General features: G+C 68.2%; 13 protein-coding genes. 5 read left to right on the top strand and 8 right to left on the bottom strand.

The features are described from left to right. Positions 1–172: 172 nt before the first annotated feature. The 3 genes from OHA03_RS37890 to OHA03_RS37880 form a co-directional block, all read right to left on the bottom strand. Complete coding sequence (locus OHA03_RS37890) at positions 173–1,396, bottom strand: IS110 family transposase (RefSeq protein WP_267000497.1); 1,224 nt, start codon at positions 1,394–1,396, stop codon at positions 173–175. 435 nt (positions 1,397–1,831) lie between these two features. After that, on the bottom strand, positions 1,832–3,067 hold the full coding sequence (locus OHA03_RS37885; RefSeq protein WP_267008548.1) for a CU044_5270 family protein: 1,236 nt from the start codon (positions 3,065–3,067) through the stop codon (positions 1,832–1,834). Beyond that, positions 3,064–3,684, bottom strand: a complete 621-nt coding sequence (locus OHA03_RS37880) for an RNA polymerase sigma factor (RefSeq protein ID WP_267008547.1) — start codon at positions 3,682–3,684, stop codon at positions 3,064–3,066. The genes OHA03_RS37885 and OHA03_RS37880 overlap by 4 nt, the downstream gene beginning before the upstream one ends. A gap of 414 nt (positions 3,685–4,098) precedes the next feature. Here OHA03_RS37880 and OHA03_RS37875 point away from each other — a divergent pair, with 414 nt between their 5' ends. Genes OHA03_RS37875 through OHA03_RS37860 form a run of 4 tightly spaced genes read left to right on the top strand, consistent with a single transcriptional unit; the run spans position 4,099 to position 7,963 of the window. After that, complete coding sequence (locus OHA03_RS37875; protein WP_267008546.1) at positions 4,099–4,611, top strand: (2Fe-2S)-binding protein; 513 nt, start codon at positions 4,099–4,101, stop codon at positions 4,609–4,611. Then, positions 4,598–5,590 (top strand): xanthine dehydrogenase family protein subunit M, encoded by a 993-nt coding sequence (locus tag OHA03_RS37870; protein WP_267008545.1) that lies wholly within the window; start codon positions 4,598–4,600, stop codon positions 5,588–5,590. Before OHA03_RS37875 ends, OHA03_RS37870 begins: the two co-directional genes overlap by 14 nt. Then, on the top strand, positions 5,587–7,794 hold the full coding sequence (locus OHA03_RS37865; protein ID WP_267008544.1) for a xanthine dehydrogenase family protein molybdopterin-binding subunit: 2,208 nt from the start codon (positions 5,587–5,589) through the stop codon (positions 7,792–7,794). The genes OHA03_RS37870 and OHA03_RS37865 overlap by 4 nt, the downstream gene beginning before the upstream one ends. Positions 7,795–7,819: 25 nt before the next feature. Beyond that, positions 7,820–7,963: a hypothetical protein gene (locus tag OHA03_RS37860; RefSeq protein WP_267008543.1), complete on the top strand. Its 144-nt coding sequence runs from the start codon at positions 7,820–7,822 to the stop codon at positions 7,961–7,963. A 37-nt stretch (positions 7,964–8,000) separates the two neighbouring features. Here the strand turns inward: OHA03_RS37860 and OHA03_RS37855 are convergent, their stop codons facing one another. Both OHA03_RS37855 and OHA03_RS37850 read right to left on the bottom strand, forming a co-directional pair. Then, positions 8,001–8,693, bottom strand: coding sequence for a cytochrome b/b6 domain-containing protein (locus OHA03_RS37855; RefSeq protein WP_267008542.1), 693 nt, complete (start codon positions 8,691–8,693; stop codon positions 8,001–8,003). Continuing rightward, positions 8,641–9,363, bottom strand: a complete 723-nt coding sequence (locus OHA03_RS37850) for a molybdopterin-dependent oxidoreductase (RefSeq protein WP_267008541.1) — start codon at positions 9,361–9,363, stop codon at positions 8,641–8,643. Before OHA03_RS37850 ends, OHA03_RS37855 begins: the two co-directional genes overlap by 53 nt. Positions 9,364–9,761: 398 nt before the next feature. Between OHA03_RS37850 and OHA03_RS37845 the strand changes: the two genes are divergently transcribed. Further along, positions 9,762–10,325: a CGNR zinc finger domain-containing protein gene (locus tag OHA03_RS37845; protein WP_267008540.1), complete on the top strand. Its 564-nt coding sequence runs from the start codon at positions 9,762–9,764 to the stop codon at positions 10,323–10,325. 135 nt (positions 10,326–10,460) lie between these two features. On the opposite strand, the gene OHA03_RS37840 is transcribed toward OHA03_RS37845, so the two are convergent. From OHA03_RS37840 to OHA03_RS37830, 3 genes are all read right to left on the bottom strand, one after another. Beyond that, the gene (locus tag OHA03_RS37840; protein WP_267008539.1) at positions 10,461–10,817 is read right to left on the bottom strand and encodes a hypothetical protein; all 357 of its coding nucleotides are present in this window, start codon (positions 10,815–10,817) and stop codon (positions 10,461–10,463) included. A 248-nt stretch (positions 10,818–11,065) separates the two neighbouring features. After that, a complete protein-coding gene (locus OHA03_RS37835) occupies positions 11,066–11,527 on the bottom strand; it encodes an N-acetylmuramoyl-L-alanine amidase (protein WP_267009611.1) in 462 nt (153 codons plus the stop codon). 784 nt (positions 11,528–12,311) lie between these two features. Beyond that, positions 12,312–12,950, bottom strand: a complete 639-nt coding sequence (locus OHA03_RS37830; RefSeq protein ID WP_267008538.1) for an isochorismatase family cysteine hydrolase — start codon at positions 12,948–12,950, stop codon at positions 12,312–12,314. Positions 12,951–13,328 lie beyond the last annotated feature (378 nt).

The following is a 13,328-nucleotide window of genomic DNA, read 5'->3' as shown; positions in this document are numbered from 1 at the left end:
GTAAACCTCCTCGACAACCGCACGAGCATGCCCAGAACCTTGCGCGGCAGGTCGTGTCGCATGCGGATCAGCGTGGCGATCAGCCGGCCGGGGAGACAGGTGCGCCCCCGTGTACGGCGCGGGCCTCACCAGGGCGAGGGAGAGGGAGTCAGACACCCCATGTCGTTTGAGGTCAAGCGGCAGAGGTGTAGGCATGGTGTGACCAGGCGGTGGCTTCGTCGTAGTGGGTACGGGTTTTGAGGCAGCCGTGGAGGATGCCGACGAGCCGGTTGCCGAGCTGGCGGAGGGCGGGGTTGTAGCCGACCTCGCGGGCGCGTTGCTTGTCGTAGTAGCGGCGGGCGCCCGGTGATCGCAGGGCAGCGAACGCCTGGGATTGCAGGGCGTCGGCGAGGCGGTTGTTGCGGACGTAGCGGGCCTGGACGCTGTGGCTCTTGCCGGAAGCTCGGGTGATGGGGCTGGTGCCGGCATAGTTCTTGCGGGCTTTCGCGTTGGCGTATCGGGTGGGATCGTCTCCGAACTCGGCAAGCACCCGGGCGCCGGTGATCTCCCCGATGCCAGGCATCGAGAGGTAGATCTCAGCGTCCGGGTGCGCCAGAAAATGGGTCTTCACCTGCTCTTCCATCGCGGCGATCTGCTCGTTCAGCGCGATGATCAAGCGGGCGTGGGCGGTGGCGGTGGCCGCGTAGGCGGCGGTGACCGGTTCGGGCAGACCAAGTTGCGGCTCACGCAGCGCGGCCTGGATGGTGGCCGCTTTCGCGTCCCGGTTGCGGCGGCGGTGTCGCGTCAGGACGGCGGTGATCTGGGTGCGGGTCAGCTTTGCCCCGGCTGCCGGGGCAGGTGCCTTGATCAGCAGTTCCAGCGCGTCCGTGCTGGTCAGTGTCAGGTCCGCGTATGCGGCCAAAGCGGCTGGGAAGTACTCGCGCAGAATGCAACGCAGCCGCTGGAAGGTGCGGGTGCGTTCCCAGATCAGGCTCTGGTGAGCACGGGCGACGACCTTGACGGCCTGGGCCTGCTCGCTGTCCCCGGCCACCGGTCGAAGCTGGTCCCGGTCGATGCGGACCATGTCCGCCAGCGCGTGCGCGTCGCCCTTGTCGCTCTTGGCGCCGGAGGAGGCATAGCGTTCCTTGAAGCGGTTGACCTGGCGGGGGTTGATCGCGAACACCTGGTAGCCGGAGGCGATCAGGGCCTGCACCCACGAGCCGCGGTCGGTCTCGATGCCGACCACGACCTCGGCTGGGTCCAGGTCCGCGCCGCCGTGGCGGGCGATCAGTTCGTGCAGCTTCGCGATGCCTGCCACCCCTTCGGGCAGGTTCGCGGCGGCCAGTTTGTGGCCGGTCTCGTCCTGGACCTCGACATCGTGGTGGTCCTCGGCCCAGTCATCACCGATCAGCAGCAACAGACCCTCCCCGTCTCGTACTTGACACAGCGGTGCAGCCTGCGGAAGGCGCGGCACGCGGCCTAATGGATCCAGTGCTCACGCCCCCGTGGGGCGGGCACGCCACCCCATCAGCGGTCTGGCCTCCCGGCCGACCAGCAGGGGCACGGTCTGACTCCAGAACTCGGCTGGTTCCGGCGGCGATAGTGCTCACCTGCTGGCGGCTACGGAACCGAGCATTCCCCGACTCCGTAGCTCCCATTAGGCAGCAAGGACAACGTGCGGTGAACCGCGGGGTCTGCCTGAGGGGGTGTCCACGTTCAAAGGGCAACCTCCGGTGGCGGACCGGCCCCGTATGCCCGAGCCGCTGCGAGACGGCTCAGCCGTGGTCCGGCAGTTCGCCCGCACCATCACCCTCGATCCTTCGCCGGACAGCTGTTCTGTGCGGCTCCCGGCTCAGTGGTGAGCGTTCTTCGGCACCGTGATCTGGTGCTCCCCCCAGCTCATCCGGGACGTCGCCTGGTAGTTCAGCGTCGTGCCCGCGTCGAGGCCTGCTTCCCGGGCCCGGGCCGACGGTTCGACCAGCACCTGCTGTTCGCTGAGCATCGCGCCGGTGGACGGGTCCACGACCAGCCGCTGCTCCGTGATCCCCAGTGATGTCGGCGCCGTGCCGGGGAACACCACACCGACGCCTTCACGACCCAACGGATCGGACACCTGTCCCAGCACCTTGACGCCGGGCAGATCCGCCATCACCCGATACGCGGCCGCCCGGACAGCGGGCTTCACCGGCATCGTGATGAGGTTGGCCGCCTGGCGCAGCACCCAGGCCGTGCGCCCGGCGCCGGTCTCGGCACCGCTGTCCGCCGCGTACAGACGCTCCAGGTATGTACGCAACTCTCCGCTCTTGGAAGGCAGTTCGCCAAGATCCTGATAGGTGACGTTGCGTGATCCGAGGGCGTAGATCTTGTCGTCCACGTTCGTCCGCATGACCATCGGCGGCCTGGTGCCCATCGTGAGACCCAGCGTGTTCGTTCCGGTCATGGTCTTGACCTTGATCTTCACGGTGTGGGGTGAGCCCGCGGCCCGCCAGCGTGCCTCGTCCGCCTTGGTACGCGGCTCGGTCACGGAGTCCAGACCGGAGACCATGAGGCTTTGGGCTCCCGCTCGCACACCCACGGACCACTGTTCGGTCGACGTGGTGCGAACGGCGAAGAGCCCTCCCTCCTCACCGGAGACTTCGACGTTCTCCGAGCGTGTGGTGGTCTGCCAGTACGTTCCCCCGGTGGCCGACGTCTCCGCCTTCTTCGCCGCGCTGAGCAGTTCGAGGCGGCCGTCGACGTGGAAGTCCGGCGCCCGCGAACCCGACTTTGCCGTGGCAGTGGAGGACTGCGGATGTGCGTCCGGACGTCCGGACGGCTCCTGGTGGTCGAACGTGCTCACGACCACCACAGACGCCGCGACGGCCGCGAGAGCCGTGGCGGCCCCGAGCGGCCGGATCCCGCCGCGCAGGCGCCCCGGTACCTGAGAGCGTGTCGCCCGACTTGCCGGCGCTCCGTCCAGGATGCGGGCCAGGTCCTCGCGCTGGCGTGGAGAGTCGGCGAGGCGGGACGGATCCAGTTCGTCGGGCCGGGCACCCGCGAGCACCTGCATGACGTCGGGCCGCCCGGACCGTTCGTGGCTGTTCTTCACGTCAGTGCTCCTTTGCGATCAGTGTGGTGCGGGGGCTGCACGATCGGTATGGACACCGCCGCCTTCTGCACGGTCGGCTCCGGTCGGGACGTCGCGACCGGTAGGGGCGCCCTGTCCAAAACGGAGGACGTCTCCAGGGCCTTCTCCAGACGACGGCGCGCCCGGTACAACCGGACGGTCAGCGTCGCCGTGGTGCAGCCCAGGACCCGTGCGGCATGTTTGGCGCTCAGTCCGTGCCAGGCGATCAGGGTCAGCAGTTCCCGGTCGGCTTCGGGGAGGCTCGCCAGTGCCTGCAGTGCGGCCTGCCGCTCGGTCACGACCGCCGCGACGTCACCGACGTCGGCCCGGGCACCGCTGCTGATGCGCTGGGCCTCCTCGGCGGCGAGGGCGTACTGATGGCTGTCCCGGCGCCGCAGTTCGCGCACCAGATTGCGGGCCACCCCCAGGAGCCATGGCAGCGCGGGCTCCGGAAGGTCCCGCACCCGCCGCCAGGCAACAGTGAAGGTCTCGCTGGTGACGTCCTCTCCTATCTGCCGTCCCACCAGGCTCGTTGCGTAGGCGAGGACGCGCGGATAGCACTCCTCGTAGACGTCCCGGAAATGTTGCGCATGTGTCACGCGCCGTCCCCTCGTATTGGCTCTCTCACCAAGCAATGCGCGCGGCGGCCCGTTTCTTACAGGGCGAGCCGAAATTCGTGCGAGGTGGTCCGCAGCACGCTCGCATCTGCGACAAAGCTTGGAGGAGACACCAAGGGGCCTTCCCCTGCACGGTCCGACACCTCGACCCACCGCGACCGGCGTCCGGCACCGGACCTCGCCCGGTCCTGATCGCGCAGCGTTTCCGCCCCGCTCGCCTCCCTTCCGGGTGCGGATGCGGTGTGCCGTCGGGACTCGTAGGGTGAAACCAAACTGGCAGGTCACCCCATGCCGTGGTAGGCCCGGAGGGGATCGGGGAGGTGCGTCCGGGCGGAAGTCGGTGACGTGCTGTGACCCGCGGAAAAGGCGGTCGGGGGCGCCGGAGACCGAGGTGCCATGACAATGCGGGCGAAGCCCGGTGAGGTACGGGTTCCCCAGGCGGAGTTCACCCTGCGGGTCAATAACACGGAGTATTCCCTGCGCGTGGACGCACGCGTCACCCTGCTCGACGCGCTGCGCGACCGGCTGGGCCTGACCGGGACGAAGAAGGGCTGCGACCAGGGCACGTGCGGTGCCTGCACCGTCCATGTCGAGGGCAAACGGGTTCTGTCGTGCCTGATGCTCGCCGCGCAGTGCGACGGGCGGGAGGTGACGACGATAGAGGGCGTCGGCACCGAGGAGAACCTGCACCCGGTGCAGGAGGCGTTCTTGAAACACGACGGTTTCCAGTGCGGTTACTGCACACCGGGGCAGATCATGTCCGCGCTCGGCCTGCTGTCCGAGGGCAGGGCCGGTACGCCTGAGGAGATCCGCGAGTACATGAGCGGAAACATCTGCCGCTGCGGCGCCTACCAGAACATCGTCGCCGCCATCCGGGAAGCCGCCGGTGATCACGATGCGACCCTTTGAGTACGTACGGGCCCGCGAGGTGTCCGCGGCGCTGGCCGAGGCGGAGGCGGACGACAGCGCCGACTACCTCGCCGGAGGGACCACGCAACTGGACCTGATGAAGGATGGCGTACTGCAGCCCAGCCGCCTCATCGACATCACCCGGTTGCCGCTGCACGGCATCGAGGAGCGGCAGGGCGCACTGGTCGTCGGAGCCCTGGTCACGATGGAGGAGCTCGCAACCGACCCCGTGATCGTCCGCCGGCTGCCGTTCGTACGGGAGGCGTTGCTGCGCAGCGCCTCGGTCCAGCTGCGCAATATGGCCACGATCGGCGGCAACCTGCTGCAGCGCACGCGCTGCCGGTACTTCCGCGATCCGACGGTAGGGGCGTGCAACAAGCGCGAGCGCGGCACGGGATGTGCCGCCATCACCGGCTCGCACCGCACCCACGCGGTGCTGGGCACCAGCCCGCACTGCATCGCCACGCACGCCTCCGATGTCGCGGTCGCGTTGATCGCCATGGGGGCGGTCGTGCACATCACCGGCGCGCAGGGCCGCCGCGAGGTTCCGCTGACCGGCTTCTACCGGACCCCCGGTGACACCCCCGACGTGGAGAACGATCTGAGCCCAGGAGAGCTCATCACCGCCGTGGAGATACCACTGCTGCCGGAAGGCGCCCGGTCGGACTACCTGAAGGTGCGCGACCGGACGAGCTACGAGTTCGCCTTGGCCTCCGCCGCGGTGGCCGTGGTGCTGGGAGACGACGACGTCATCCGGTGGGCCCGGGTGGGTTTGGGCGGCGTGGCGACGGTGCCGTGGCGCGCCCTGGAGGCGGAAGCGGTGCTGACCGGCAGCCGGGCCGGCGACGAGGTGTTCGCGAGCGCCGCCCGGGCCGCGGTGGCCGGGGCCGAGCCGCGTCCGCAGAACGCCTTCAAGGTGGAACTGGCCCAGCGCACGCTCGTGCGCACGCTGCAGACCGTCACGGGAGTCAGGTCATGACGACGATTTCGCGCCCCCGGCTGCTCGGGCCCGGTGTCAACCGTGTCGACGGGCCGCTGAAGGTGACCGGCAAAGCGCCGTATCCCAGCGACTTCGCCTATCGCGGCATGGCCCACGCGGTACTCGTGCGCAGCACGGTGGGCTCCGGGCGGATCACCGAGATCGACACGACGCGGGCCGAACGTGCCGCCGGAGTGGTGCGCGTCCTCACACACCTCAACGCCGGACATCTCGAACGGGGGCCCATGACGCCCTTGGGCGTCTCCCCGCCCGCCCCCCTGCAGGACGACGTGATCCTGCACTACGGCCAGCACGTCGCGGTGGTGGTGGCGGACACCTTCGAAGAGGCCACGGAGGCGGCGAACCTGGTCCGCGTCGGCTACTCGGCGCAACCGGCCCTGCTCGAACTGGACGAGCCCCGGGCCGAACTGCGGACGAACCCCTGGGGGCGGGACGCCGAGTGGGGCAACGTGGCCGAGGCGCTGGCCTCCGCCGAGGTGGTGCTGGACGAGACGTACCTCACGGTCGACAACACCAACAACCCGATGGGACCCCTCACCACGGTCGCCCGCTGGGAGGGAGACACCCTCCTGGTCAACAACTCGACACAGTGGGCCTCCCTGGAAAGCACATCCCTGGCAGCAATCTTCGGCATCCCCGAGGAGTCCGTCCACGTCATGGCGCCCTATGTCGGGGGCGGATTCGGAGCCGGACTGCGGGTGTGGCCGCACGTCGTCCTGGCGGCACTGGCCGCCCGGGTGACCGGACGCCCGGTCAAACTCGTCCTCACGCGGCCGCAGATGTTCACTGCTTGCGGCCACCGACCCAAGGGCCGGCAGCGGGTACGGCTCGGCGCGACACGCGAAGGCCACCTCGTGGCCATCGACCACGAGGCACTCACCGCCACCGCCATCGACGACGACAACTTCGAGCCCACCGCGACCGTGTCCGCCACCTCTTACGCCTGCCCGAACGTCTCCACGCACGACATGCAGGTCCGCCTGAACATCCCGGTCCCGAACTCGATGCGGGGTCCGGGAGCGGCGACGGGCAACTACGCACTGGAATGCGCGATGGACGAGTTGGCGTACAAGCTCGGCATGGACCCGCTGGACCTGCGCCTGTGCAACGACGCCACCCTGCACCCCCCGTCGGGGCTGCCCTGGTCCAGCCGCGCGCACAAGGAGTGCCTGGAACGCGGCGCCGAGCTCTTCGGATGGTCCCGGCGCACGCACGAGCCGCGCTCGATGCGCGAGGACGGGATGCTCGTCGGCTACGGTCTGGCGGCCGTCGGCTACCCGTGGTTCCGCGCCCGCTGCCTGGCGCGTGCCACGATCCGGCGCGACGGCACCGCCTACGTGTGCAGCGCCGGATCGGAGATCGGCAACGGCGCGTACACCGTCTTCGTCCAATTGTCAGCCGAGCTGCTGGGTCTGGACCCCGGAGAGGTCACCGTCGGGCTCGGCGAGTCCACCATGCCCCTGGCTCCTCAGACGGGCGGATCTGGACTCACCAGCGCGGTCGGCAGCGCTATCTACGAAGCCTGCCGAAAAATCGTCGGTGAGGTCCTGGACACTGTCGCCGACGACATCGACTCCCCGCTGCGCGGGTGCACGGTCGACGATGTCGAGGTCGGCGACGGTGGCATCCGGCGGCGCGACGACCCGGCCCGGTTCGAGTCGTACCGGGACATCCTCACCCGGCACCGCCTGCCAGACCTGACCGCCGAGGGCGAGAGTGCTCCTTCGACGCCGCAGGAGCTGGGCATGGCGCCGGCCGGCGCGTTCGGCGCGAAGTACGTTGAGGTGCGCGTGGACCCGGACCTGGGCCGCATCCGCGTCGCCCGGGCCGTCTCCGTCATCGACGGTGGACGCATCCTCAACGCGAAGACCGCACGCAGCCAGATCATCGGCGGGGCGGTCGGCGGGATCGGCATGGCCCTGTTCGAGGAGACGGTCAGCGACGCCGGAACCGGACGCATCGCCAATGCCACCCTCGGCGACTACATCGTCCCCGTGGACGCCGACATCCCCGACATGCAGGTCGAGTTCGTCGGCTCGTGGGACCGCGCCAACCCCATCGGAACCAAGGGCATCGGAGAGATCGGCCTGGTAGGCCTGGCACCCGCCATCGCCAACGGGATCTTCCACGCGACAGGCCGCCGCATCCGCTCGTTGCCCATCACCATGGACCAACTGCTGTGAAGCGGTGGAAGGAAACAGCCAATCCATGACCCCCGACGAACTGCGCGCCGCCCTCATCGGAACCTGGCGCCTGGTCTCCTACGAGGCCACCGCCGCCGCGCCGACCACGGGGCCGGGCAGCGCAACATCTTCCGGACGGCGGGCCGGACGCCCCGTCGGCGCCGCCTGAGCCACATGGGTCGGCAGGACGTGACCGGGCCGGAAGGTCAGACTGCGTCCGTCTCGTCGGCGGCGCTGTCCGGACGGTCGTCCCGCAGCCACCGGGAGTGGTACCGCGCCGCCCAGGACCTGCTGACGTAACCCGTACGCATCCCGAGCCTGGCCTCGGGGTCCTGGTACGCCTTGCGCATGTGCCCGATCAGGACGATGGTGACCGCCCAGGCGAGGCAGTCGTGAACGAAGATGGCGCTGGTGCGGGAGATGGACGGCAGAAAGCCGAGGAACCACATGAGGAGACCGGTGAACATCATCACCAGCACCGCACCCGCGATCCACCCGGCGTAGATCTTCTGTCCCGCGTTGAACTTGCCGGCGGGACGCGCCTGCGGCGACTTCCGCCGTCTGCGGACAGCCCTCAGCCACTGCCGGTCGTAGACCGCGAAGCGGTTCAGACTGCGCAGGTCCGCGCGGAACTCTCGGGAGAGAAGCCCCAGCAGGAAGGGAACCGGCAGGCAGATGCCCGACCATTCGTGGACGGCGGCCACCAGGTGGCGGCGGCCGACGAGTTGGGCCAGCGGACCGAAGTACAGGCAGGCCGCAGTGACCAGGACCAGCAGCATAAGCCAGCCGGTCGCCCGGTGGACCATCCGTTGGGCGGGGCTGAACCGGCGGACCTGTCCGGACAATTCAGGCCGCTTCATCGCCCCGGTCGGCGTCGTCGAGCCAGCCGTCGACCGCATAACCGCGCTCCTCCCAGAAACCGGGGACCACCTTGTCGGTGACCGTGATACCGGACAGCCACTTGGCCGATTTGTAGAAGTACATGGGAGCAACGAAGAGGCGCACCGGTCCCCCATGCTCGTGGGTGATGGGCTTGTCCTGCATGTTGAGTGCCACCAGGACGTCCGAGCGGCGCGCCTGCTCGAGGGTGAGGCTTTCGGTGTAGGCGCCGTCGAAGCAGGAGAACCGGATGGCCGCGCCCTCGGACCGCACGCCGACGGCGTCGAGGAGGTCCGCCAGCTTCACGCCTGCGAAGGGCGTGTCGTCCACTCGCCACCCGTCCGTGCATAGGACGTCGGCGACGACTCGCGTCTGACGCATCGCCCGTAGTTCGGGCAGCGTGTAGGTCTTCGGCCGGTCGACCAGACCGTCGATCCGCAGCTCGTAGTTCGTCTCGTGCTTGCGCGGCACCGAGCCGACGACGCTGTAGTACCGGAAGCCGCCGGGGTTGGGGAGCAGGCCGGTCAGCCCGGTCGCGTCGACCTGGGAGGCGGTTCCCAGGAACCCTTCCCAACCGCGCTGCAGATAGGGGGCGGCGGCAAGGCCCGCGGCACCTGCGGCGAGCATGCCGAGCATGGCACGCCGCCCCACCGGTGCGCCGTCGGCGTTCCGCCTCGGCCGTTTTGCCATGTTCAATCCTCTTTCGGGGTGGCAACTGCTCCGGCGTCGCGCGTCGGCGGCGGTCGCGGTCGTGCCGCCGAGGGTGGCGGCCGTCGTCACGGCATTGCGCCGGCTACGGACGTCCGCAGGCGACGGAAGCCCGGACTGCGAGGCGCGGTCGGCGGTTGCGACGTGAAGGACGTGGAACGCCCGCACACGATGCATCGCGGCGACATCGGCGAAACGGAGGCTCGGCCCGAACCAACTCTCAGCAACGTCACCTGTTCAACTGGTGACGATACTGACACGGCCTCCAGCGGACTGTCAACGGCGGACGGGACGACCGGAACGAGGGCATTCCCCCTGGTCAGGCCACAGACTGAACCAATCCCCTGCCGCCATCGCGAGTCACCTGTCAGAATGGTGATGTGAATCACGAGCATGCCTTCGTCTGCGGCAACCTGGCCCTCGACTTCGCCGCGACTCTGCGCGCGCGGCGTACGGTGCGTTTCGAGATGTTCGCGACACCGGACCGATTGGACGCCTGGTTCGTGGAGTCCGGGCTCATCGACAACATCGTGCCCGGCGACGAAGCCGACGTGGAACAGGCCAAGGCGGTGCGGGAGGCGATCTACGAGCTCGTCACGGCCCGCCGCCTCAAGGAGGAGTACGACGACGAGGCGCTGAGCGTCCTGAACGGCACCGCGCGCAAGTCTCCGGCGACGCCGCAGCTCACCAGGACTGGGCGCCGGACCGAGGCAACTGCGGAACAAGCACTGTCCACTGTCGCACGGCATGCCGTCGAGTTGCTCAGCGGTCCGGACATGCCCCTGATGAAGGAGTGCGGCAACCCCGAGTGCACCCGCATCTACGTCGACCGCTCCCGGGGCACGCGCCGGCAGTGGTGCGGCATGGAGTCCTGCGGCAACAAGTTCAAGGCCGCCGCGTATCGCGCCCGGAAGAAGAGAGCTCCCCAGACGGCCGCTCACTGAACGGCGACACCGCCCAAGGAACGAGGCGCGAACGACGTGGGTGTCTGCTGCCCCGCAGGGGCAGCAGACGGCGGGTGAACCGGGCGGAGTACGGGCCGAAGCCCCGGTCGCTCCGCCCGGTTCTGTGACATGGCGTCAGTGGTGCCCCTCACCCAGCGACTGGGCGGAGACATCGTTCGAGTACACCAACGCTGTCCGGTGGTTGTACTGGATCGTGTACATGGTCCTGCCGCCGATGAGGACTGTGCCCGTACCCGAGAAGTAGTCGTCCGTGGCAGCCTTCGCCACGTACGCCCGACCGGCGGGGATGGTGTAGATGCTCAGCGGGGCCTGAGTGCTGGGCTTCAGGCCGACCGCCGCGTACTCGGAGGCGTCGGGGTAACTGGAGCCGTACACGGCGACCGGGTTGCTGTCGGACGTCGCACCGGACGAGACGACGGTCACACCGTGGGCGCGCGTGGCGTTGGCACCGTGCGGGTTGTAGAACCACACCTTCGAACCGCTGAACCAGATCGCCGTCCAGGCGCCCCTGCTTGTCGGCCACCACGCACTGCTGGCCGGCCTGCGCCGTGCTCCCCCAGTCGGAAATGCGGTCGGTACCCTCGGCGCCGATGTGGATCGTCTGGTCTCCGAAGACGGGGCGGTCTTACTGGGCAACATCCGCAGGTAGACGAAGTCCGACGGCTGTTCCACGTTCGTGCACGCGGCGACGGCACCGTGGGGTCGTCGGACGGGCAGATCTACACGGTCTGCTTGTTATGCGCGAAGCCGGGTGCGATGGTCACCACCGAACCGGTGCCGCCCACTCCGTGCCACTCCTTGCCGTGCGCGCCCAGGAGCGCCATGAATTGGTCCCAGTCCCAGGACGACCCCGGGTCCCAGTGCATACCGGAGACCGAGGCCGAGTCGGGCCCGGGAACGTTGTCGTGGCCGATGATGTGCTGCCGGTCCAGCGGGATCTGGAAGCGGCCTGCAAGGTACTTCACCAGCTCGGCGGTCGCCTCGCACTGCGCCTCCGCGTACCAGGTCGCGCCGTGCGCGGCGTAGCCGTCGTGCTCGATGCCGATCGAGTGCAGGTTGCTGGAGTAGTTCCCCGCGTGGAACGCAATGTCCTTCGTCGGCACCATCTGCGTCACCGCGCCGTCCGAGGACCGCATCACATAGTGCGCGGCGCCGCCCCCGGGCTGCTGGAAAGTACTGATGGCCGAGGCGTAGGGCGACTCCGTGTCGTGGATGACGATGGTGTCGATCCTGATGCGGGATCAAGGGGCTTCAATCCCGTCGGGGCAAAAGTCATATTTCGCCCTAGTGGCTGATGGATGTGCATGATGGTTATCATCCAGTTTTGATGACAGTGTGTTGCGTTCTGAAATGATCACAACCTTCCACTAGCGCTGAAGCATCGGGCCGCGTGGGCCCGCAGACGCCCACCCCGTGCGACACCGCGGCGGCCCCTTCGGGCGATCCGCGGCGTCTTCGGCGCGGCGCTCGCCTTCGTGGCGCGCCGAAGCAGGACAGGGTCGGCGAGTACAGATTCCGGCCTGATCGGAACATCTGCGACGAAGGAAGCAGGGTATGAAGGCACTGTCCAGTAATCCCTGATGGATCAGCGCACGGCGTCAGATGCGGCAGGCACGTATAGACATGTCCGTAGATCCTCACAGACCGTGGAGCCGCGGATCGGAGAGACAACCGATGCGATGGCGCCGCGCAGCGGTCGGCACACTCTGGAACTGCACCCACGGACCGGCGGTGACAAACTGCTGCAAAAAGGGCTTGTTTCGGGGCTCGATTGCGGTCTTGGGAAGGGACCGACAAGAAGTGTCCAATGACCAGGTAATCCGCCAGGCCTGGGCGGCTGACCACGGCACCTTGATGATACTTGATCTGTCAAGCATATGGGTATGCTCGACCTCAGAACGGCCGTGCAGCCGAACCAGTGATCCGGCTGCACGGCGCCGCCACGTCCGCCCGTTCGGAGTCGGCCTACGGTGCGGCTTTCTGAAGGGTCTTCAGGAATTCATCCGTAGTGAAGATCGCATGGGCATACGCAGGTGCATTGATGTCGAACGTCGCCCTCATCTCGTCCCAGGAGAAAGAGGCGATGGCATCGCGTATGAGCGTCACGTGGTACCCCAGCTCCTGCCCGAAGCGGGCAGTGGTGTCGACGCACGTGTTGGCCTTCATACCGATGAACACGATCTTTTGAACCCGGTGCTGCTTCAGCATCATGTCCAGGTCCGTGTTCGCGAAGCCACTCGATGCCCAGTGCTGGCGCATGACCAGCTCGTTCTCCTGCGGCACGAAGTCCGGGTGCCATTCGGCCCCCCAACTACCGGCCGCGAAGGTCTGCCGCTCAAGGACACGCTGCTGGGTCGGAGACAGGTGGTCCCACGTCTCGTAGTCTCCCGGCGCCGTCTGGTGGTGAGGCACGATGAAGACGTGGAAACCCTGTTCGCGGGCGGCAGACAGCACTGCTCGCATGTGGTCGAGGAGTCCTATCTCCTCCGCCACCTCCTTGACCTGCGACCACAGCTTTCCGCCCTCCGACAGGAAGTCGTTGTACGGATCTATGATCAGCAGGGCGGTATCTTCGGGCGGGTATGTCACTTCCTGGGCGTTCATCGCACCTCGGTTCTTCCGCTTGCCAACTCCCGGTATGGCGGGAGTCCTCTCGTCGGCGCACCCGCCGCCTTTCGACGATGGGCCCCGGTCGTTCATGAGGAGAGCGCCGCCAACCATCTCCGCGTCACTCGGCATCGGGCGACCGCCGCCGTCACTCCAGCTCGCACCGTAGCCTGGCCGCTGGAGGGGCACGACTGGTTCCACAGCCACCAAGCACCACGCTCTCACGCTCCAGATGCGGGTGCATCTTGGCCGCTATGGCCTTCTCCTCACGCGCGCTGAGGCCCGAACTCGGAATGCCCTGCCGACATCGGCGGGGCTGCCGACGGGCGGAGTGCCGAAGAGAACGAACCCCGCGGCCTCGGGCAGCCGCTCCGC

The sequence above is a fragment of the Streptomyces sp. NBC_00154 genome, assembly GCF_026342835.1.
In the GTDB taxonomy this organism is placed as follows: Bacteria; Actinomycetota; Actinomycetes; order Streptomycetales; family Streptomycetaceae; genus Streptomyces.
This window is presented reverse-complemented; position numbering and strand designations above follow the sequence as displayed.

Coding starts and splice junctions, on each gene's coding strand:
- OHA03_RS37875 (WP_267008546.1), top strand. CDS start 4,099: ATGACAATGCGGGCGAAGCCCGGTGAGGTACGGGTTCCCCAGGCGGAG.
- OHA03_RS37850 (WP_267008541.1), bottom strand. CDS start 9,363: ATGGCAAAACGGCCGAGGCGGAACGCCGACGGCGCACCGGTGGGGCGG.
- OHA03_RS37860 (WP_267008543.1), top strand. CDS start 7,820: ATGACCCCCGACGAACTGCGCGCCGCCCTCATCGGAACCTGGCGCCTG.
- OHA03_RS37855 (WP_267008542.1), bottom strand. CDS start 8,693: ATGCGGTCGACGGCTGGCTCGACGACGCCGACCGGGGCGATGAAGCGG.
- OHA03_RS37830 (WP_267008538.1), bottom strand. CDS start 12,950: ATGAACGCCCAGGAAGTGACATACCCGCCCGAAGATACCGCCCTGCTG.
- OHA03_RS37865 (WP_267008544.1), top strand. CDS start 5,587: ATGACGACGATTTCGCGCCCCCGGCTGCTCGGGCCCGGTGTCAACCGT.
- OHA03_RS37870 (WP_267008545.1), top strand. CDS start 4,598: ATGCGACCCTTTGAGTACGTACGGGCCCGCGAGGTGTCCGCGGCGCTG.